18 protein-coding genes are annotated in these 20,245 nt (G+C 57.5%); 9 read left to right on the forward strand and 9 right to left on the reverse strand.

The features are described 5' to 3' along the window. The first annotated feature begins 77 nt into the window (after window positions 1-77). Together J0X19_RS07185 and J0X19_RS07190 are read left to right on the forward strand one after the other, a co-directional pair. On the forward strand, window positions 78-1,355 hold the full coding sequence (locus tag J0X19_RS07185) for a nucleoside permease (protein WP_206983164.1): 1,278 nt from the start codon (window positions 78-80) through the stop codon (window positions 1,353-1,355). A 139-nt stretch (window positions 1,356-1,494) separates the two neighbouring features. Further along, window positions 1,495-2,598, forward strand: a complete 1,104-nt coding sequence (locus tag J0X19_RS07190) for an ATP-binding protein (protein ID WP_206983166.1) — start codon at window positions 1,495-1,497, stop codon at window positions 2,596-2,598. Between the two features lie 190 nt (window positions 2,599-2,788). Here J0X19_RS07190 and J0X19_RS07195 read toward each other — a convergent pair whose 3' ends face one another. Then, window positions 2,789-3,208, reverse strand: a complete 420-nt coding sequence (locus J0X19_RS07195) for a nucleoside-diphosphate kinase (protein ID WP_206983168.1) — start codon at window positions 3,206-3,208, stop codon at window positions 2,789-2,791. A gap of 353 nt (window positions 3,209-3,561) precedes the next feature. On the opposite strand from J0X19_RS07195, the gene J0X19_RS07200 reads away from it, so the two are divergent. Genes J0X19_RS07200 through J0X19_RS07220 form a run of 5 tightly spaced genes read left to right on the forward strand, consistent with a single transcriptional unit; the run spans window position 3,562 to window position 7,823 of the window. Beyond that, a complete protein-coding gene (locus tag J0X19_RS07200; protein ID WP_206983170.1) occupies window positions 3,562-4,605 on the forward strand; it encodes a DHH family phosphoesterase in 1,044 nt (347 codons plus the stop codon). 39 nt (window positions 4,606-4,644) lie between these two features. Continuing rightward, window positions 4,645-5,604, forward strand: a complete 960-nt coding sequence (locus tag J0X19_RS07205) for an FKBP-type peptidyl-prolyl cis-trans isomerase (protein ID WP_206983172.1) — start codon at window positions 4,645-4,647, stop codon at window positions 5,602-5,604. Window positions 5,605-5,659: 55 nt separating this feature from the next. Then, entirely contained in the window at window positions 5,660-6,241 is a 582-nt protein-coding gene (locus J0X19_RS07210; protein WP_206983173.1) for an FKBP-type peptidyl-prolyl cis-trans isomerase, read from the forward strand. Further along, window positions 6,231-6,719, forward strand: a complete 489-nt coding sequence (locus J0X19_RS07215; RefSeq protein ID WP_206983176.1) for an FKBP-type peptidyl-prolyl cis-trans isomerase — start codon at window positions 6,231-6,233, stop codon at window positions 6,717-6,719. The genes J0X19_RS07210 and J0X19_RS07215 overlap by 11 nt, the downstream gene beginning before the upstream one ends. A 39-nt stretch (window positions 6,720-6,758) precedes the next feature. Beyond that, window positions 6,759-7,823, forward strand: coding sequence for an FKBP-type peptidyl-prolyl cis-trans isomerase (locus J0X19_RS07220; RefSeq protein WP_206983178.1), 1,065 nt, complete (start codon window positions 6,759-6,761; stop codon window positions 7,821-7,823). Between the two features lie 86 nt (window positions 7,824-7,909). Here the strand turns inward: J0X19_RS07220 and recO are convergent, their stop codons facing one another. From recO to J0X19_RS07240, 4 genes are all read right to left on the reverse strand, one after another. After that, window positions 7,910-8,626, reverse strand: coding sequence for a DNA repair protein RecO (gene recO, locus J0X19_RS07225; protein ID WP_206983180.1), 717 nt, complete (start codon window positions 8,624-8,626; stop codon window positions 7,910-7,912). A gap of 95 nt (window positions 8,627-8,721) precedes the next feature. Continuing rightward, entirely contained in the window at window positions 8,722-11,085 is a 2,364-nt protein-coding gene (gene porZ, locus J0X19_RS07230) for a type IX secretion system anionic LPS delivery protein PorZ (protein WP_206983189.1), read from the reverse strand. Window positions 11,086-11,145: 60 nt separating this feature from the next. Continuing rightward, on the reverse strand, window positions 11,146-11,769 hold the full coding sequence (locus J0X19_RS07235; RefSeq protein ID WP_206983192.1) for a thymidine kinase: 624 nt from the start codon (window positions 11,767-11,769) through the stop codon (window positions 11,146-11,148). 183 nt (window positions 11,770-11,952) lie between these two features. Beyond that, entirely contained in the window at window positions 11,953-12,276 is a 324-nt protein-coding gene (locus J0X19_RS07240) for a 2Fe-2S iron-sulfur cluster-binding protein (RefSeq protein WP_206983194.1), read from the reverse strand. 35 nt (window positions 12,277-12,311) lie between these two features. On the opposite strand from J0X19_RS07240, the gene J0X19_RS07245 reads away from it, so the two are divergent. Together J0X19_RS07245 and J0X19_RS07250 are read left to right on the forward strand one after the other, a co-directional pair. Next, window positions 12,312-13,481 carry a hypothetical protein gene (locus J0X19_RS07245; RefSeq protein WP_206983196.1) on the forward strand — a complete coding sequence of 390 codons (1,170 nt, stop codon included), beginning with the start codon at window positions 12,312-12,314 and terminating at the stop codon, window positions 13,479-13,481. A gap of 102 nt (window positions 13,482-13,583) precedes the next feature. Then, window positions 13,584-14,627, forward strand: coding sequence for a hypothetical protein (locus tag J0X19_RS07250; RefSeq protein WP_206983199.1), 1,044 nt, complete (start codon window positions 13,584-13,586; stop codon window positions 14,625-14,627). A gap of 140 nt (window positions 14,628-14,767) precedes the next feature. Here the strand turns inward: J0X19_RS07250 and J0X19_RS07255 are convergent, their stop codons facing one another. The 4 genes from J0X19_RS07255 to mrdA form a co-directional block, all read right to left on the reverse strand. Continuing rightward, the gene (locus J0X19_RS07255) at window positions 14,768-16,342 is read right to left on the reverse strand and encodes a hypothetical protein (protein WP_206983201.1); all 1,575 of its coding nucleotides are present in this window, start codon (window positions 16,340-16,342) and stop codon (window positions 14,768-14,770) included. Between the two features lie 104 nt (window positions 16,343-16,446). Then, window positions 16,447-17,748, reverse strand: coding sequence for a rod shape-determining protein RodA (gene rodA / locus J0X19_RS07260; protein WP_206983203.1), 1,302 nt, complete (start codon window positions 17,746-17,748; stop codon window positions 16,447-16,449). Window positions 17,749-17,831: 83 nt separating this feature from the next. Then, on the reverse strand, window positions 17,832-18,209 hold the full coding sequence (locus J0X19_RS07265; RefSeq protein ID WP_206983205.1) for a four helix bundle protein: 378 nt from the start codon (window positions 18,207-18,209) through the stop codon (window positions 17,832-17,834). A gap of 32 nt (window positions 18,210-18,241) precedes the next feature. After that, entirely contained in the window at window positions 18,242-20,086 is a 1,845-nt protein-coding gene (gene mrdA / locus J0X19_RS07270; protein WP_206983207.1) for a penicillin-binding protein 2, read from the reverse strand. Window positions 20,087-20,245 lie beyond the last annotated feature (159 nt).

Consider the following 20,245-nt stretch of genomic DNA (forward strand, 5'->3'; position numbering starts at 1 on the left):
GCGTACGTTTCCTAAGATGGATGTGCTTACTGCCGGGCAGCACGCAACCAATCTGTTTCATTTTAAAGCTTCACTGCATGAATACCAAGCTGCGCCTCATTGTCCTGAGCTTTCTACAGTTCTTCATCTGGGGCTCGTGGCTGATAACTATTGGGGCGTATTGGTTTCAAACCAAGCAATGGTCGGGCGCCCAGTTCGGGGCTATTTTCTCGACGATGGGCATTGCCTCGATTTTTATGCCTTCCCTGATGGGCATTGTGGCCGACAAGTATATGAATGCCGAGAAACTGTACGGCATCCTTCATATCCTGGGAGGCATTGTGCTGTTCACCGTGCCGCTGGTTACGGACCCCGGCACCATGTTCTGGGTGATGCTGCTGAACATGATTTTCTACATGCCTACGCTGGCCCTCAGCATTGCGGTGTCGTATTACGTGCTCAAAAGCCGCGGCGGCGACATCGTGCGGGACTATCCACCCATCCGCGTGTGGGGCACAGTGGGCTTTATTGTGGCCATGTGGACGGTGAGCTTGCTGGGCTTCGAGAAATCAGCCAACCAGTTTTACGTAGCAGCCGCAGCGGCTATTCTGTTGGGTTTCTACTCCTTCACGCTGCCCAAGTGCCCACCAACCGCCAAAGACACGCCAAGCCGCTCCCTGATTGACGTGTTAGGCCTGAAGTCGTTTGCTTTGCTGCGCGATACTAAGATGCTGACGTTCTTTTTATTCGCTATGCTACTGGGTGCGGCCTTGCAGCTTACCAACGCCTATGGCGACACCTTCCTGCACGATTTCGACAAGGTACCAGCCTATCAGGACACCATTGCGGTGAAGTATCCAGCCATCATCATGTCGATTTCTCAGATTTCTGAGACGTTATTCATTTTGGCTATTCCTTTCTTTCTGCGCCGCTTTGGCATCAAGCAGGTGATGTTCTTCAGCATGATTGCCTGGGTGCTACGCTTCGGATTATTTGCATACGGCAACCCCGGTGACGGCCTCTGGATGATTATCCTCTCGTGCATCGTGTACGGCATGGCCTTCGACTTCTTCAATATCTCCGGTTCGTTGTTCGTCGAAAGCCAGACGGCGCCTTCCATCCGGGCCAGTGCGCAGGGCTTGTTTATGATGATGACCAATGGCTTCGGGGCCGTGCTGGGCAGCTCGTTGAGCGGCATCATCATCCAGCAGTATTTCACCAACGCCGACCAAAGCAAAGACTGGCACAGCATCTGGATAACCTTTGCTTTGTACGCCCTGGTTATTGCCGTGCTGTTTGTCGTCCTGTTTAAGCACGAACACAACCCGCAAGCTGCGCAAGACCCATACGCCGAGCCGCAGCTGGCCGCCGAATAGATTTTCCCTTACTGCCGCTAAGGCAGTTGCCCGAACGATACTGCGGACTGTAGAAAGCGCACTTATTGCCTTCTACAGTCCGCAGTATTCGTTTAAAAGAACTGGTTTGGTTCGAGGTTTTCACTGAACTTACGGCCCTATGGAATCAACCCCGCCCCCAGTGGGCTCTTTCAACCTTTCCGCGGTCTTTTCCTACCAGGAATTCCAGCCCATAAACTGGTTTTATACCACGTTCGGCGTGTTGCCGCGACGCGAAATTTATCAGCTGGTTTCCGCCGAAGCTCGCCAGACTGTTTTGGATACTTTGGCCGTAAGCCACGACCTGAACGCAGCTACTGTAGTGCATTCCGTTTACTTAGAGCAAACCGGCAAAGCTCCCGAGTGGCATTACCACGCCTTATCGCTAGGGCCACATATGTTGCTTTGGTTTTCTGATGGTGACACCTACGGCGACCAAGGCGCTCAACTGTTATATTCCCCTAGCACCGATGCAGACTTACTGGCCCAGGCTCGGGCTGCGCTGGCGGCACAGCTTGGTACTGGCCAATTGGAACGCCAGCGTATTCAGGTGCTTCGGCTAGCGAATAAAGACCTGGAATTCTCGCCGCTGCCGCTCAAGATTCCGGCGCTTGACTTAGCCACGCACTACAACGACGACCTGCTACCGGCACACGAGGCCATTGTGAGCCGCCTGCAAAAGCCCGACGACAAGGGCCTGGTAATTCTGCACGGCCCGCCCGGCACCGGCAAAACCAGTTACATCCGGCACCTGTGCGGCCTCACCGACAAGCCCAAGCTGTTCATTCCGCCCAACCTGGCCGTGCGCATCGCCGACCCCGAATTTATCAACCTGCTCCACGACAACACCAATTCCATCCTCATCATTGAGGATGCCGAAGAACTGCTGGCTAAGCGCGACGGGCACGGCGGTAACGCCGTCAGCAACCTGCTCAACCTCTCCGACGGCCTGCTCTCCGACGGGTTCCACATCCAGATTATCTGCACCTTCAACGCCGATATAGCCCGCATCGACAAGGCTCTGTTGCGGAAAGGCCGCCTGATTGCCTCCTACAACTTCGAGCCGCTCACGCAACCGAAAGCGCAGGACTTGGCCATTAGCCTAAACCAAAGCAAGCCTATCACCGAGCCTACCACGCTAGCCGACATCTATAACCGCGAAGAGCAGGTGTTCACCAGTGAGCCCAAAAGCACGGGCCGTATCGGCTTCGGGCAGCCCCGCTAGAGCGTTAGCATAAAAAAGGTCTATAAAGAGTTTGTTTGCAGTAAATACAAAACCCCGCTCTACAGCCTGTAGAGCGGGGTTTTGCAATAAAGCAGGCTATAAAACTTGAAAGGAGAAACTAAAAATCAGTTCTAAGCTGCACCCGTTCAAGTTTTACATTCAGCCCATCAAGCAAGTCGTGAGCTTAAGCTTAGAACTGCTCGTCGGGGCCGAAAAAGAAGCTGCCTTCGATTTGGGCGTTTTCGTCGGAGTCGGAACCATGTACGGCGTTGGCTTCGATGCTCTTGGCGTACTTCTTCCGGATGGTGCCTTCGGCCGCCTGTGCGGGGTTGGTGGCACCGATGAGCGTGCGGAAATCAGCTACGGCGTTGTCTTTCTCCAGAATGGCAGCCACGATGGGGCCCGACGACATATACTTTACCAGGTCGCCGTAGAAAGGACGCTCTTTGTGCACTTCGTAGAACTGGCCGGCGCGCTCGGCGGTCAGCAACACTTTCTTCAGGGCAACAATGCGGAAACCACCCGCTTCGATCATGCTCAGAATACCACCAATGTGGTTTTCCTGCGTGGCGTCGGGCTTAATCATGGTGAACGTGCGGTTCGTGGCCATCTTCTTCTATAGGTTGGGGTTAGAGGGATTCCTGTATGGGGAAGCGCAAGAAGTTTGCGGGCGCAAAAGTAGAGGGTTTGGGCGGGAAGTTGCTAGCTGCAACCAAAGTTGCGCTTAAACCTTGCGTTATTTCCTAGCCGCTGGCACCCTGTATCGGCTTGCCAAAGCTGTGCTGTTCCTAGCCAGTGCTTCATGGCTGAGCGGCCAGCGCTGTAGCAGGCATTATATCTCGCCAATTCCGGGTGCAATTGCACCAAACCCAAAGCTGTTTTGTTGGAACCCAGAATATTTCCGACTTTTGCCGCCTTGCTCCCGGCATAAATTCCCGAATTTCAGCCACCTATCAGTAGGCAATGTCCACAATCCCTGAGCTGCAGGAGCTGCTTTCGCAACCCCGGCAGGTTTTCATTACCACGCACCACAAACCCGATGCCGATGCTCTTGGCTCGTCGTTGGGGTTGGCAGGTTACCTCCGCAAAAAAGGCCACACGGTAACCGTTGTGACGCCTTCCGACTACCCCGATTTCCTGGCCTGGATGCCCGGCAACAACGAGGTAATCGTGTACGACTCGCGCCAGAATGATGCGCAGGTGCAGGAAATCATCGGGACGGCCGAAGTGCTGTTCTGTCTGGATTTCTCCTGCCTGAACCGCATCAACGAGATGGGCGAGTACATCCGGCAAGCCCCTGGCACCAAGGTACTCATCGACCACCATCAGGAACCCGAGCAGTTTGCCGACCTCGATTTCTCGAACTCGAAAGCGGCTGCTACGGCCGAATTGGTGTTCGAGGTGATTCGCGACTTGGGCGACCAGGACCTGATTGACGCGGGTATCGGCGAGTGTTTGTATGCCGGCATCATGACGGATACCGGCTCGTTCCGGCACCCCAGTACCTCACGCAACGTGCACCTCATTATTGCTGAATTGCTGAACGCCGGCATCAACCTCTCCGACGTGCACCGCCGCATCTACGACTCGCACTCGGAAATGCGGCTGCGGTTCCTGGGCTTCGTGCTCAAGGATAAGCTGCGGGTGCTGCGCGAATACAACACGGCTTACATTGCCATCACGCAGCAAGAGCTGAAAGAGTACGACTCGAAAACCGGTGATACCGAAGGCCTTGTCAACTTTGCGCTCAGCATCGAAGGCATTGTGTTTGCGGCCGTACTCATCGACCGGGGCCAGGCCGTTAAGATTTCGTTCCGCTCGGTGGGCGACTTCTCGGTGAGCACCTTCTCGCGTGAGCATTTCCAGGGCGGCGGCCACCACAACGCAGCCGGCGGCATCAGCCACACGTCTCTCGACAGTACCGTGCAACGTTTCCTCGACTTATTGCCTCACTACCAGAGCCAACTGGTGACGGCCCCGCTGGCAGTTGCGCCCCCGACGGTGTAACTTGCCCGAAATTTTAATTTCCACCACCTTTTCTGCTTCATGCATTTGCATCGCAACATTCTGAGTCTGGCCCTGGCGGCCGGCATCCTGGGCCTGGCTTCCTGCAACAAAGGCGGCGACTTCGCGAAAACCAAGTCCGGCATCGAATACAAAGTCTTCAAGAGCGAAGGCAAAAGCTACTCGCCCCGTGAGGTAAGTGCCGAGGGCGACGCCACCTATAAAGACCGGATTGGCAAGATTCTGGCGCTGGACGTGGAATACCGCACTGCCAAAGATTCTATCCTGTTCAACTCCAGCAAGCAGCAAATGGGCATTCCGATGCGCATTGAGTTGCAGGACGTGAAAGTGAAAGGTGGCCTGGAAGAAGCCATTGCTATGCTACAGCCCGGCGACTCGGCTGTGTTCCGCTTCAATGTGGATACCATCTTCGCTAAGTCGTTCAAGCAGCCGGTGCCGCCCTTTATGAAGAAAGCCGGCAACACCATGACCATGCTGGTGAAAGCCCAGAAGGTGCAGACCCGCGACGAGGCCATGGCTGACCAGCAGAAAGCCGTTGCCGAGCAGCAGCAGAAAGCCGTTGCGCACGCCGCCGAGCAAAGCAAGAAAGACGATGCCATCCTGCAGGACTACATCAAGAAAAATAACCTGAACGCGCAGCGCGACTCGTCGGGCGTGTACTACCTGGTGACTACGCCCGGCACCGGCCCCAAGCCGAAAGTAGGCCAGACGGTTTCGGTGAAATACACCGGCAAGCTGCTCGACGGCAAAGTGTTCGACTCGTCGGAGAAGGCCCCAAACAACGGCAAGCCGATTGACTTCGCCATTGGTGTCGGTCAGGTAATTCCGGGCTGGGATAAAGCCATTCCGTTGCTCAACAAAGGCAGCAAAGCCGTGCTGCTGATTCCTTCGCCGATGGCCTACGGGCAGCGCGGTGCCGGTACCGACATCCCCGCCGATGCGCCGCTGCGCTTCGAGGTGGAGTTGGTGGATGTGAAGTAAAGAATACACCGCGCCGGATTTCCGGCGCGGTTTTTACCTTTTGCCGCTTACCCCTATGACACACTTATTCAAACGCTCCGTATTGCTTCGCCTGATGGCGGTCCTGCTGACGCTCACGGCACCGGCTTTGTCGGGCTGTAAAGACGACAACAGCTCTGAGGACGCCGCCAACCGCGTGGCCGAGTACAAGGTGATTGACGACGGCTTGATTCAGGCTTACCTGACTCGGCACAACATCACTCAAGGCACGGGTGTCAATCAGTATCAGCGCCTGACCGATGCGTCTAATGACGGCTTGTACCTAGTGACGCTCGAAAACGGCCCCGGCACCACCAACATCATCAACGGCAACCGGGCCGAAATCAAGTACGTCGGCCGTTTTCTGCGGGCCACCAATGAAACAACGGTATTCGACAACTCCACCGAAAACGGTATTCCCTGTGGTTGCCTGAGCGTATTGGTAGGAGCCGGCCAAGTAATCAAAGGCTGGGACGAAGGCTTGCTGAAGATGAAAAAAGGTGACCGGAAGCTATTATTGATTCCCTCTTACTTAGCTTATGGTCAGGCAGGATCACCTGGAAGCATTCCGGGCGACGAGCCGTTGGTATTTGATATGACTGTGCTAGATGCGCGCTAAGCTTCATTGGCAACAAGCCATGCGCACCAAGTGGTGGGTGGGCTTGCTGCAACTGCTGTTCCTATCGGCGGTGGCGCGGGCCCAAACGGGTCCGGTCACCGCCGATTCGCTTTCCGGGGCTGCGGCCAGCCTTACCACGGCGGGCGGGGTGCGGTATACGGTGCTGGCAGCCGGCAGCGGCGCGCGGCCACTGCCCCGGAGTCGGGTTACGGTGGCGTACCGTGGCTACCTGCCTACCGGACAGTTGTTTGATAGTTCGCCTAACAACCGACCATTGCGGTTTCGGGTGGGACAGGGCGAGGTCATTCCGGGCTGGGACGAATTGCTGCCGCTCTTGGCTGTTGGTACGCGCGTCCGCGCCTGGATTCCGGCCCGTTTGGCGTACGGCTCCCGCGGCGTAAAAGGCCCGGACGACACTTACATTATCCCTCCCGATACCGACCTGGTTTTCATGCTGGAGCTACTTTCAGCTCGTTGAGCGAACTTACTTTCGCTACGATTCACCTTTTTTCCTGCTATGATTTCCTTATCCAGCTTTTCCAAGGCCCTACTTACAGGCCTCACCGGGCTTGTGGTGCTAGGGCACACCGCTCAGGCCCAAACCAAGAAAACTCCAGTACCGGTTCGTAAGCCAACTACTGCCACAAAAGCACCCGCCAAAAAGCCGGTTGCTACCAAAACACCCGTGAAACCAGCGCAGCCCCAGGGCTTTAGCCGCACCAAATCGGGCATCGAGTACCGCATCTACCGGCGCAGCAATGGCCGCTATACGCTTCGCACCGATGTAAACCCGGCCGGTGATCCTACCTATTCCACCCGTATTGGCAAAACCCTGGCGGCACACATGCAGTACCGCACGGCCAAGGACTCGCTGCTGTTCAGCTCGCGTAAGCAGCTAGGTATGGCCGCGCAGGTGCCGCTGGCCGCTCTTCAGGAGCGGGGCGGTATCGAGGAAGCGGTTACGCTGCTGCAAGCCGGCGACTCGGCCGTGTTTCGCTTCAACCTCGACTCTGTTTTTGCAAAGTCGTTCCGGCAACCAGTTCCTCCGTTTCTGCGCAAGGCTGGCAATACGCTCACGATGCTAGTGAAAGCCCAAAAGCTGATGACTCCTGCCGAAGCGCAGGCCGAACAGCAGAAAATGATGGAACTGGCGCAGCAAAAAGCCGACGCCGATGCGGCCCAGTTCATTGCCAAAGACGACGCGCTGATTCAGGAGTACATGAAGAAAAACAACCTGACTGGGGTCAAGACCTCGGGCGGCACTTATTACGTTGTCACCAAAGCTGGCACTGGCCCTAAGCCACAAGCAGGCCAGACTGTTTCGGTGCTCTACACCGGCATGCTGCTCGATGGCAAGGTATTCGACTCGTCGGAAAAGAATGGCGGCCAGCCCATTACCTTCCCGCTGGGCCGGGGCCAGGTAATCAGAGGTTGGGACCAAGGCTTGCTGGAATTAGCCCAGGGAACTAAGGCCATTTTGCTTATCCCGTCTCCTCTCGCCTATGGCTCCCGTGGTGCTGGCGCCGATATTCCCGCCAATGCCATCCTCCGCTTCGACGTGGAGTTGGTGGACGTGAAATAGAGAGATGGTGAAATGGTGAGTGTTCTGTTTGATTCCCTTGTGGGGTTAGAACGAACAACTCACCATTTCACCATCTCTATTTTATCTTATTCTGCTAGCACTTCCGAGAGAATGGCTAGAGAGCGGACTTCGCCAAGCCGCTCAACGTGCAGCTGATAATAGCGGATTATCACATTGAGTAGCTCGCGCCGTACCCGACCGTTGGGAATAGTAACGCGGGTAGGGTCTTCAAGCAATTCGTCAATGTACTGCTCGAACTCCTGGAGGCGCAGCACGGCGGGGCCGCCGCCTTGGCTGGTGGGTACCGTGGCCGCAAAAGTTACCTGCGTGGTCAGTTCTTCGCCCGTCTCGACTCCAAAGCCCAGGTACGTGGCCAGTTTGAGTAGGAAACCCAGCGCAAAGTTCTCGTAGCCGCTGGTTTGCTGGTCGAAGGTTAGCAGGCTGTCGTGCAGAAACTGGAAAAGCGCCTCGTTTTCCTCTTCCTCCTGCATCGAGTGGCTTAGGATTTCGGATAGAACCAGCGCCACACTGCTCTTCTGCACATCGTAGGGAATGCTGCGGTACGACTCAGCGCAGCGAAATTCAGAAAGACGCGTGAGGCCACCGTTTTTCGAGGTGTAGGCCACCAGTTCCAGCAGCGTAAGCGGCTGAAACAGCGCAATCCGGCCTGGGGGCTTGGCTTTGCGTACGCCATTCACCACGTAGCTCTGCACCCCCAGCCGCTCGGTATATATGCGCGCAATAATGCTGGTTTCGCGGTACTTGATGTAGCTCAGAACAACCCCTCGGGTTTTGATTAGCATGTGGAGTTGAATGGTTGAATTGCTAAAGGGTTGGTTGCTCTCTGAAATTGTTGAACAACCAACCCTTTAGCAATTCAACAATTCAACTATGCCGCCTATTTCTCTACTACGGCAATTTTGCTGACGCAGCCGTTCTTGCCGTCGGCATCCGACGACAGCACCAGATACACCCCCGACTGCACCTTGCGGCCGTTGTAGTCGCTCAGATTCCAGACAAGGCCGCCACCGGTGGCCGTGGTCTGGTACACCAGCTTCCCGGTCACATCGGTTATTTTAACAACGCCGTTGTTAGCCAAGCCCGTTATGCCTACCTGCCCGTTGAAGTTGGTGCGCACCGGATTCGGCGACACTTTGAAGCAGTCTTTGGGTGCGCCTTCAGTGACCGTAGCCGAGCCCCGGTAGGATACTACTCCCGCCGCAGTAGCCACGAATACTTCGCCGGTCTTATCATTCACAGCTATGTCGATGATGCTGTTGGAAGGCAGCGGGCTATTATCAGTAGTGAAATGCAACAAGCCTTCGTCGGCGTTTTCGCTGAATAGCCATAGCCCCCGCTCGGTTCCGAACCACTTGCGGTTAGCTCCATCCACAGCCACTGCCTTTACTATATCGTCGGCCAGCGCGGCAAAGCCGATACCTTCGCCGCGCCGCACAATAGGCGTGGTGAAAGCCGGATTGCTACCGGCAACAAATGCCGAGCCCGGATCGTCGAGCACGCCCACCCCTTTGGCAGTTCCCGCCCAAATAGCGCCTTTCCGGTCTTTGGCCAACGCGTAAATGGTGTTAGATGGCAGTCCATTGCTTTCCGTAAAATATAAAGGAGCTGCCTTCGAGACATCATCGTAAGCAAACAGGCCAGCTCCTGTGCTTCCTCCTTCCTTACGGAATTTCGAAACCCATACGGCACCAAAATCATCAAGCACCAGCCGATTGAGGTTGCTGAGTTCTTGGAAAGGAATAGTGCGCCACGTGTCAGTGCTTGGCGTAAGCACAAATAAGCCGGGGCCAGGCCGCTCATAGCGACGCGTAGCCACCCACACATCCCCATTAGGTGCGGCCACCGCATCCATTACCCGGGTGTATCTGGGGTCACCTTGAACAGAACTTACCAAAGGCACCCCTGGCATTCCTTCGATATACTGTTTGAACTCGCCGGGGCCTTTCCACCGCAGCAAACCGTCGCCGTAACTGCACACATAGAGGGTGCCATCAGCCGTTCGGGTTCCCCGAATCAGGTCTCGCATATCGGGCAACTGCGTGGTGGACGGGAAATTCTCCCGGGTATAATTAGTCCAACGGCCGTCTTTGTACTCGTAAAACCCTTTGTTGTTTCCTCGCTGGTTGGATGCCTCTTCGTAGCCGCCCGTGAAGATATTCACGGTGTTCGTGCGGGCATCCGCCAGCAGCCCAAACGCCGTGGCTTCCTGCGGGGCGTTGGTGGCAAAAGCCTCGTAGTTCTGGCGGTCGGTAGTTCGGAGCAGGCCCCGCTGCCCATCGGCAATGTATAGATTACCGTCTCGGTCGCGCAGAGCAGCTTGCGGGTTAGGCGCATTGGCAACGGTAGTAAGAGGAGTTAGGGTGTTGCCCGCATTAGCCAGAACAGCTACCGTTCGGGTACTACCCGTTGCGCTGGTAATCAGCAGGCCTTCCGAGGATGAGGCTAGATTTAAGTACAGGTCCGCGTACACTGCAAACAAGAACTGCCAACCCGTGCCGGCTACGTATCGCTGCACATTTCCAAAGCTACGGCCCGCATAAGCTTGTCCGTTGTGCGTAACCAGCGTGCGGTAGACTCCGTCGGAACCAGGCAAATCAAGATTCCAGTTGCGGTAGTTAGCTTGGTCGGCGGTTAAGGGCGCCCGCAGGATGCCTTTATCGGTAGCCAGGAACAGGAAGCCACTGGCTACGGTACTCGCGTAGGCTTTAATCTGCGCGCCCTGCGGCCCGATGTTGGAGAAAGTGTCGCGCACTTCCATCTTGGTCATATCAAGCACCACCAAGCCAAAATCACACGACAGATAGGCGTAGCGGCCATTGAAGGTAATGTGGTTGATGTTCTTTGAGCCCGTTAGCTGCTTGCGCTTGATGTCGTTGATGTTGCGGATGCGGGTACCGTCGGCGCTCAGCAGATCCAAGTTGCCGTCGCGGTACGCTACCAATACCTGGTCGGTGGTGGCATCGTAGGCTACTGTGCTAACACCAACGCTGTTGAGGCCGTCGCGGCGCGAAAGCAGCGTGGTGGTATTGGTTTCCTTATCGAAGTAAAAGAAGGCATCCTCCGCCGCCACATAAATGCGTTTGCCGGCGTCGGCCATCACCCGGGCCCGACTGTTGGGCAGGTGCAGCTGCCAGTCGCCGTAGCCGGCGGTGCTTTGCGCCTGCGTGGTTGCGGGTGCCAGAAGTACAAAGCTTAGCAGGGATAAAGCGGCAACGCGTAATGTGGGTAGCAAACAAATCATATGCGGAGGATAAGAAATGCAGAAGGTCAGCAGTGCCCCTTCAACGCCGAATAACAGGAATTAGTGCTTGCTCCGCTCGGTGGCTTCCAGAATTGCTTTTTCCTGCATGCCCGCTAAAAAACAAGGCCGACAACGCGCCTCATACGCATCGGTTTCCCCGAGCAGAATCTTGTCTTCCGACGCCGACACCCGGAATGAATACGATGCAATTTCGCCGCAGCACACGCACACCGCGTGCACTTTGGTAACAAACTCGGCTACGGCCATCAGGGCGGGCATGGGCCCGAACGGCTGCCCCTGAAAGTCCATGTCGAGGCCGGCCACAATCACGCGGGTGCCACGGTTGGCTAGTTGCACGCACACATCAATCAGGCTCTCATCGAAAAACTGCGCTTCGTCGATGCCCACCACATCGGAGCCGGCCGCTAGCAGCAGCATTTCCTGGGCCAGCGCCACGGGCGTTGAGCGGATGCTGTTGGCGTTGTGCGACACCACATCCTCAACGTGGTAGCGGGTATCGAGAGCCGGCTTGAAGATTTCCACCCGCTGACGGGCAATTTTGGCGCGCTTGAGCCGGCGAATCAATTCTTCGGTTTTTCCCGAGAACATCGAGCCGCACACCACTTCAATCCAGCCCCGGCGGGGTACGTCGCGGCCATGGCCGCCGCGGGGTTCTATAAACAACTTCGTGAAGAATAACTGAGTGACGGAGTAACTGAGTGAGCATCTACAGGCGCTCTTTTCAGCCTGCACAAGCCTCAGCTTTGGCAGCCCAAATTACAACTTTACCTCCGGAAGCTACCACGGTTACGTGGTGGATTTCTGGGCTCGTTCGCCTATCGTTCAGACACTCAGCTGCTCAGCTAGCTACTCACTGGCATAGCGCACGTGCGGCAGCTTGGTGGCTTCGGGCACGCGGCCGGTTACGTCGCCTTCGGGCAGGTGGGTTTGGCAGGTAAGGCGCTCGGTAAGTTGGAGCCGGCCGGCGGCCTGGTAGCGCAATTCGGCGGCGGTGGGCGGCGTTAGGCTCTCGGCCCCGCTCACCAGAATGATGCGGCAGGTGGTGCACCGCCCTTTGGCCCCGCAGGCGTGCATCCAGTCGTGGCCGGCGGCTTGCAGGGCAGCCAGGAGCGTACTACCGGCGGGCACGGGCACAGTAGCAGGCAGGTTTTGCACGGTGAGCGTAGGCATTTTCCTTAACTTTCAGGCCTGAATATGGCTTTCCGATGAACGACAAAGATAGCACGACCCTTCGTGAACAATATGGCCGCAAGTTGGCTGCTCACCTCTGCGACCAGCATTTTGGGGCTCGCCCCACCGCTACCCTCGACGGGCCGGCGGTGCTCCGTTTCACCCCTATCCGGCAGGTAAACCTGTTTGTAGTGCAACAGCTACTGGCGCAATGGACCCAGGAAATGGCCCGCTTACGCAGCCCCTACTTTGATTTTGAGGCCGACGACGTGCGGACGGCTCTCACGCAGTTCATGAATGTATTGTCGCGCCGCATCAAGCTGAGCCGCAGCGCATTCGAGCCGCTGCTGGCCCGCGCCGTTGCGGATACCTTGGCCGCCACTCAGGACTTGGCGGGTACTTTCGAGGCGAAGCTGCTGAATGGCCAGCCCGCCGCTACCAGCACCCAACTGCGCGACGCCCTGCGCTACCTCGACATCAACAAGCCGCTCTTTCAGGGCTTCTTGGATACGCTACCAACGGATACACCATTGGAGCGCGACACCTTGCTTCAGCAGTTTCGGCAGCATGTAGCCAGTAATACCGCTTTGCAACAGCCACTAAGCCAGATAGTGGCGGAGTTCGATGCGTTGCTACCACTACGCGAGGAAGACTTACAACCCAGCCGTTCGGCTACTGCGGCGCCTGTTGCTCCTATGCCTGCTGCGCCGGCGCCAGCCGCCCCGATAGCTGCACCAGCTCCGGCAGCGGCGGCTACGGCTCCAGAGCCGGTAAAGCCCGTTCTTCCCGCGCCGCCTGTCCCGGAAGTGAAGCCGGCCGTGGCAGCGGCACCGGAAAAGCTGCAAGCAGATGCGGAAGCCGTAGTTCCGCTGTATCAGAAGCTGAAAGCCAGCCAGCCAGCCGGCCAGACCCTGAGCGAAACCCTGCGCTCCGAGCGGCCAGTAGGTACGTTGGCCGAGCAGGCGCCGAAGGTGGAAAGCTTACGCGAGGCTATTTCCATCAACCAGCGCTTCAGCTTCATCAATGAGCTATTCGAGGGCGAAAACATGGCGTACCACGCCGCTATTCAGCACCTTGACACCTTGCCCGATGCCGACTCGGCGAAGCGCTACGTGAGTGAGCATCTGGCCAGCAAGCACGACTGGGCGCGCAAGGATGAGCACGTAAACAAGCTGCTCAAGCTGATTGACCGGAAGTTTGCGTGAGCAACTGGTAGCTGATTGTTGCACTGTTGATTGGTATCGTGAATGCTTGCAGGTAGATTTCATTCAACAGCTTCCAGCACAGCAGATAGCAGCAATCTGCCATTGGCTATAAGTCGCAAAGCGCGGTGGCGCGAATGGGTACTGGTGTATCTGCTGGCGCTGGGCGTACTGGCGGGTCCGGCGTACACCATGTACGTGCACTACGATTTCTCGCACTCCCTCGACACCCGCAGCTACCTGCGCATGGCGCGGGGCGAGTTTGAGGGCGTGAGCGTAACGCGCCGCTACCGGGTGCTGGTGCCTGCTGCTGCGGGCGTTTTGGCTTGGCCCTTGGAGCAGGTGTACGCCCGCATCTGGCCCCAGCGCGCCGCCACCGATTGGCCCCTTCGGCTGGCGTTTTACGTGCTGAATACGCTACTAATGGCCGGCACGGGGCTGGTGCTCTATGAAACCTGCCGCCTTTTTGGAGCCACACCGGCGGCGGCGGCGTTGGCGGTAGTGGCCGTGCTGTGTAGCCGTTGGGCAGTGTATATCACCGGGTTGCCGCTGGTTGACAGCTTGTACATGCTGGTTTTCGCGCTGGCTTTTTACGCGAGCCGCAGCGGCTCGAAGTGGGCGTTGGTGGCGGTGCTTGTGCTGGGGTGGCAGGCGAAGGAGTCGTTTGTGTTTCTGGTGCCGTGGCTGCTGCTTTTCAGCCGCCGGGCGCTGAACTGGCCGGCGCAGCTGGCGTGGCTGGCTCTGGGCGGCGCGCTGGCGTTTGCAGTCCGGTACTGGATTGACACGCGCATTGGGGCGCCACCCGCTGCAAGCGTGCAAAATGCGCTAAACCATTTCGAAAACTTGAGCTACTCGTTGCGGCGTTTGCTGTCGGTGAAAGGAGCAGGCGAAATATTCAGCGTCTTTGGGTTTTTCTGGCTGGTGCTGCTACTAGGCCTGCGCGGCGGCACGGTACGGCGGGCGCAGTGGCTCACTCCGCTGGGGTGGCCTGGTGCAACCTTTGTGGGCGTGGTATTGGTGCACATGTTTCTGTCCGGCGACCTGGGGCGCATGGGCTACCTAGCGGCCCCGGTTTTCGCAGTGGCGTTTGCCCTGATTATCACGCAGCAATTAGGTTTCCAGAGCAACTTGGAGCGGTTTCGGAGGTAAGCGGGGCTGGCCCCGCCCGTTGTCGAACGGAATCGGTGAAACGGCGCCGGTAGCGGGGCGGGGGCCAGCCCCGCCCCTACCGCGTGCAACCTGTACCCCGACCCGGAAACTGCCCTAGCTACATTCTACTAGCAGGTTTCTCACTGAATTTCAGTGACGTAGACAGGTCCGAAGGACGTGGCAAACGAATCGATGCGGGCGAGGTGGTAGCCGGTTAGCAGCGGCAGCTGTGCTTCGTCGCTGCCCTGGGTGAGGCGGGCCCGGTCGAGGAGGCGGGGGCCACCCAGCGCATCGGTGTACACGGGCTGCCCCGCGGCCCGGCGGGCTGCCAGCCACGCCCGAAACCCCGCCGGCGACTGGCCCGGCCGCCGCACCAGCAAGGCCGGTGCGGGCAGGATGTTGGCCGGCCCGATAAGCTGCCCCGTGCGGTAGTGCAACTGATTCAGCACTAGGTTGGGGTCGGATAGCAGCCACCACGCGGCGGGTTCCCGTTCGATGCGAGTCAGTAGAGAAGTGGTATTGGTGAAGCGAAGTAGATGCGCCGGCAGCAGGCCAAACGTTAGGTTCCACACCAGCAATGATGCACCGGCCCACGGCAATGCCGCTCGTAGCATTGGTTGCTTAATCAGCAGCAAGGCCAGCAAAGCTGGCATCATCACCATAAACTCGGCGTTACCCTCCGCCCATACCGCGCAAGCCAGCTGTAGCAGCAAAACCAACCAGTGGGTTCGTTGGAAAAGGCGTTGTGCATCAGTCGTTTCTCTTACCGCTGGTGCTACATACCGGGTATTCACTGCGTTTTGCCGCGCCTGCCACCATCGGAAAGCCCCCCACCCCATCAGGCCGACACTCACTAACGCAAGGCCACCCAGCCCTGGCCAACGCTGCAACAATGCCAGTGTGGAGCCGTGCAGCTGCCCGAGCGTACGGACCAGATTAACGCTCGTTAGCAGCAGCGTATGCCCCGAAGGCGACGCGCCCGCATGCCCGGCGTAGAGGTCGTGAAACACGAAACGCCAGAAAGCAGAAAAGGTGAATGGCAGGTTCCAGGAGGGCAACGCCGCCGCATAGGCCACCGGCACCAGCAAGGCAGGCAACACGTAGAGCAGCGCCTTATGCCACCAAGATTTGCCGCCGCCAAGCACTGTACCCACCAGCAACGCCAGCCACCAGCCCGCATGAATCTGGTGGAACAGCGCCGCGCCAGTTGCCCAGCTGCCTGCCGCCAGCCAACTTGCGCTGCCGCCTTCTGTAACAGCCCGCCACCAGCTGCGGCTAGCCAGCAACGACAGCAGCAAGGGCACTATGTACGTTTCGTTTTCAGTGGCAAAACGCAGCATGCCGAAGCTACTGCCCACCACCAGCAACCAACCCGCCACCGGCGCGGCCGGCCCAGCTACCCGACGAAGCAAGTTGCGCAGCACCAGCAAGCAACCGCCAAAAGCCAGCGCATTTAGCGCTTTCAGGGCAGTTAAGGCATCAACTTGGGCAAGCAGTAAGTGCCACCACAGCCAGCCGACAGCGTTGTAAAGCAAGTGGTGAGGCTGCAACAGCTCGTGCCCGTGCCGGACGCAGGCCGCGTAGTACCAGGCATCGGGCGTGGAGTTATGGGTCGGTAGCAACAGGCACAGCACCGTTAGCAGCCCCACTACCAGCCACTCCACCAGCCGAATGCGGGCACTGGGGCGGAGGGTAGCGGCAGCAGTAAACGGCACGGCAACAGGGGATTAAAAGGGCGGTTAGCAGTTGCCGGTTGTCAGTTGTCAGTTGTCAGTTGCCAGTCACGGAGTTTCAGCGGGGCTCCGACAACCGGCAACTGTTACCGCTCCAGGTCCTGCTTGCGGTAAGCATCAATGCCCAGCAAAATAAACAGGAGCGTAGTAAACGACCACAACGAGGAACCGCCGTAGCTGAAAAACGGCAGCGGAATACCTACTACCGGCGCCAGGCCAATGGTCATGCCGATGTTCACGGCGAAGTGAAAGAACATGATGCTGGCTACGCAATAACCGTAGGTGCGCCCAAACACCGATTTCTGGCGCTCTGCCACGTACAAAATCCGCCAGAGCAGCGTCACGAACAGAACAATAACCGTGGTAGTACCCAACCAGCCCCATTCCTCGCCGATAGTGCAGAAAATAAAGTCGGTGCTTTGCGCGGGCACGAAGTCGAACTTGGTTTGGGTGCCTTGCAGGAATCCTTTGCCATCAAAGCCGCCCGAGCCAATGGCAATTTTGCTTTGCGTGACGTTCCAGCCCACGCCCAGCGGGTCGGCTGAGGGGTTGATGAGCACCTCTATGCGCTTGCGCTGATGCGGCTGCAATACGTTGTTGAAAAAGAAATCAACCCCGAATACCATCCCGATAATCACCGCCCACACGCTCAGGGAAAGCGGCAGATGGTGACGTAGCGCTTTGCGGTTGAACAGGAAAACCAACCCCAGAATAACCGTAAAAGCCACCACTAGCCACACCTTGTCTATCAGCAGCGCCAGGATGAGAATGACGGCAGCGGCGGCCATAATCACCAGAATCAGCGGCGACATGCCTTCCCGGAAGTAGGCCAGCAGAAAAGCGGCAAACACCAGCGCCTGTCCGGTTTCGTTGGAAGCCAGAATGAGCAGTGGCGGCAGCAGCGTGAGGCCCGCCAGTACGGCCTGGTCGCGGAAATTCTGCTGGCGCAGATTGATACCCGCCATAAAGCGCGACACGGCCAGCGCTGTCACGAATTTGGCAAACTCGGCGGGCTGTAGCCGCATTGGCCCAAGTTCCAGCCACGACCGTGATCCGCCAATAGGCCGCGCAATAAACGGCGTGATGATAAGCAGCACAATCATGCCGCCGTACAGCGCAAACGCAAACGTGTCGTAGGCCTTGTAGTCGATAACCACCAGCACTACAATCAGCACGATGGCCGTGCCAATCCACAAAATCTGCTTGAACCAGTCGAAGGCCATCAACTGCTGAAAGCTAAGGTCGCCAAACAGGCTGCCGTTGGTGGGCAGGTCGGGCGAGTAGCTGGCTGCGTACACGCTCACCCAGCCCAGCCCCACCATCAGCAGGTAGATGAGCACGGTAACCCAATCGAGGCTACGGTTATAACGGGCGGGAGAGGAATTCAATTAAAAATTGAGAATTAAAAATTAAGAATGGTGCTATGATGCATTTCAGTCATCGAAGCTTACGCTTAAGCAGCAGCTTCAAATCATTCACCCTTTTTTGTTGTGTCTGGAGATTGGCGCGACGATAAAATAATTTTAGCCAGTAGCTTCTTGAGTTCATCGGCTTCTTCTAGTAGGGAATCTGCCAGTTTCTTCTCCAGACAATCTGTATCACGTAACAGCCGCAACCAAAAATGCGTCTCACGGGCTTCTTTGTAAGCTATGCTGCATTTGGCTACAAAATCTCGCCGCGAAAAACCACCTACCGCTTCTTCCACATTTGCTCCAATTGAAGTACCGCTCCGTAGCACATGGGCTGCCAGTGGCAGTACTTCACTTTGCTGACGCAAGTGCTTATACAATCTTACTATTCGCACGGCAAAAGCATAGCTCTTGATAAGCACCGCGTTATCTTGCTTCATTTATAATTTTTAATTCTCAATTTTTAATTGACTTAGTGTCTTCGTCTTCTGATGAATCGTTCGGCGGGGCTTTGCAGCCAATCTTCCCAGCGCTTACGCCACGGCGCAATACGGCCGCGCAGGTATTTTTCCATCATCAGCGAAGCCATGGGCGCGGCCGAGGAACCTCCGAAACCGGCATTTTCAATGAAAACGGCAATGGCAATCTTGGGGTCTTCGGCGGGCGCGAAGGCGGCAAAGGTGGCGTGGTCTTCGCCGTGGTAGTTCTGCACGGTACCGGTTTTGCCCGCCACCGAAATACCCACGTCCAGCAACGACGCATTTTCGCCGGTACCGCCGCGGCCATCTACCACCGCCTGCATGCCCGGAATAATGGACTCAAAATGCATCGGGTCTACGCCAACCGTGTGCCGCTCGGTGAATTGCGGCAGCGGCCCGCCGTTGCCGATGCCGCGCACGAAATGCGGGGTGTAGTACCAGCCCCGGTTGGCTACCGTAGCCATGATGTTGGCCATTTGCAGGCCCGTCACGCTCAGCTCACCCTGCCCAATACTGAGCGAGTACACGGTTTTGTAGTTCCAGCGACGGGTTTTCAGGCGCTTGTCGTAGTACTCCGGCGACGGTACCAGCCCGCCAATTTCACTCCGTATATCTACGCCCAGCTTGTCACCGAGCCCGAAGGCCATCACCTTGCGGCGCCAGTCGGCCAGGCCCAGGCGCGAGTCCTCAAAGCGGTTGGTGGAACGGCCGCGCAGCACGGCGGCCCGCATTACCTGGTAGAAATAGGGGTTGCAGCTTTGCTTGATGGCAATGCCCACGTTGCTGGGGTACTCGTGGCGGTGGGTGCAGCGCACCAGCTTCCAGTTGCAGTCGAAGCCGGTTTGCGGCGTCACCACGCCCATCTGCAAGGCCACCAGCTCGTTCACCACTTTAAACACCGAGCCCGGCGAATATTTGGCCATCAGCGGGCGGTTGAACAGCGGCTTGGTGGTGTCGTTCTGCAAGGCCATGTAGCGGTTGCCCATGCCCTTGCCGGTCAGAATGGAAGGCTCGTAGGCCGGGGCCGACACCATAGCCAGAATTTCGCCGGTCTTGGGCTCGATGGCCACAATGTAGCCCCGCTTGTTCTTCATCAGCATCTCGCCGTACTTCTGTAGCTCGATGTCGATGCTGGTGTGCAGGTCCTGCCCAGCCACCGACAACGTATCGAACTCGCCGTTACGGAAAGCGCCCTTCTCGATGCCGCGCACGTTCACCATGCGGTATTGCACGCCGCGCCGGCCCATCAGCTGCGTTTCGTAGAACGATTCCAGCCCGTTCACGCCCACAAAGTCGCCGGGCATGTACTTGGCAAACCGCTCACTTTCCAGCAGCTTCGGCGTGATGGAACCCACGTAGCCCAGCGCGTGGGCCATGTTTTCGGTGCGGTACGAGCGGGCCATCCGGGCTTTGATGGTGAAGCCGGGAAAGTCCATCAGGTTGTCCTGAATAGTAGCCAGCTCGGCCGTACTCAGGTTCTGCACCAGCGGCGAAGCCTTCACGCGGCTGAAGGTGCGGGCCACTTTCAGACCTTCGCGCACTTCTTCCAGTGGCAGTTGCAGCAGCTCGCAAAAGCGCAGGGTGTCCAGCTGTTTCACTTCGCGCGGCACCACCATCAGGTCGTACACGGGCGTGTTCTGCACCAGCAGCTGGCCTTTGCGGTCGTAGATGAGGCCGCGGTAGGGCACCTGCACAATGCGCTGCAAGGTGTTGCGGTCGGCGGCCAGCTTGTAGCTGCCATCGAGCACCTGAATGTAGAAAAGTCGGACCCCAAACGTGAGGGCTACGGCCAGGAAGATGGCCATCACCACAAACCGTCGTCCTTCAAGGTATTGCAAAGCGGTATATTCTGAAAAGTAGCTACTTACGACCAGCCGGCCGGATTCGCAAAGATACGTACGACGAGTGGTGAAATAGTGAGATGGTGAAATAGTGAGTTGATTTCCTGCCAGCGCGAATAGCACCTCCGGAACATCAACTCATTGTTTCACCCCGTC

This window comes from Hymenobacter telluris (genome assembly GCF_017313265.1).
GTDB classification, from domain to species: domain Bacteria; phylum Bacteroidota; class Bacteroidia; order Cytophagales; family Hymenobacteraceae; genus Hymenobacter; species Hymenobacter telluris.

What these genes read in the sequence shown, in the direction of transcription:
- J0X19_RS07265 (WP_206983205.1), bottom strand. Translation starts at nt 18,209, where the DNA reads ATGAAGCAAGATAACGCGGTGCTTATCAAGAGCTATGCTTTTGCCGTG.
- J0X19_RS07240 (WP_206983194.1), bottom strand. Translation starts at nt 12,276, where the DNA reads ATGCCTACGCTCACCGTGCAAAACCTGCCTGCTACTGTGCCCGTGCCC.
- J0X19_RS07200 (WP_206983170.1), top strand. Translation starts at nt 3,562, where the DNA reads ATGTCCACAATCCCTGAGCTGCAGGAGCTGCTTTCGCAACCCCGGCAG.
- J0X19_RS07190 (WP_206983166.1), top strand. Translation starts at nt 1,495, where the DNA reads ATGGAATCAACCCCGCCCCCAGTGGGCTCTTTCAACCTTTCCGCGGTC.
- porZ (WP_206983189.1), bottom strand. Translation starts at nt 11,085, where the DNA reads ATGATTTGTTTGCTACCCACATTACGCGTTGCCGCTTTATCCCTGCTA.
- recO (WP_206983180.1), bottom strand. Translation starts at nt 8,626, where the DNA reads ATGCTAATCAAAACCCGAGGGGTTGTTCTGAGCTACATCAAGTACCGC.
- J0X19_RS07215 (WP_206983176.1), top strand. Translation starts at nt 6,231, where the DNA reads ATGCGCGCTAAGCTTCATTGGCAACAAGCCATGCGCACCAAGTGGTGG.
- J0X19_RS07220 (WP_206983178.1), top strand. Translation starts at nt 6,759, where the DNA reads ATGATTTCCTTATCCAGCTTTTCCAAGGCCCTACTTACAGGCCTCACC.
- J0X19_RS07210 (WP_206983173.1), top strand. Translation starts at nt 5,660, where the DNA reads ATGACACACTTATTCAAACGCTCCGTATTGCTTCGCCTGATGGCGGTC.
- J0X19_RS07205 (WP_206983172.1), top strand. Translation starts at nt 4,645, where the DNA reads ATGCATTTGCATCGCAACATTCTGAGTCTGGCCCTGGCGGCCGGCATC.
- J0X19_RS07185 (WP_206983164.1), top strand. Translation starts at nt 78, where the DNA reads ATGAATACCAAGCTGCGCCTCATTGTCCTGAGCTTTCTACAGTTCTTC.
- J0X19_RS07245 (WP_206983196.1), top strand. Translation starts at nt 12,312, where the DNA reads ATGAACGACAAAGATAGCACGACCCTTCGTGAACAATATGGCCGCAAG.
- J0X19_RS07195 (WP_206983168.1), bottom strand. Translation starts at nt 3,208, where the DNA reads ATGGCCACGAACCGCACGTTCACCATGATTAAGCCCGACGCCACGCAG.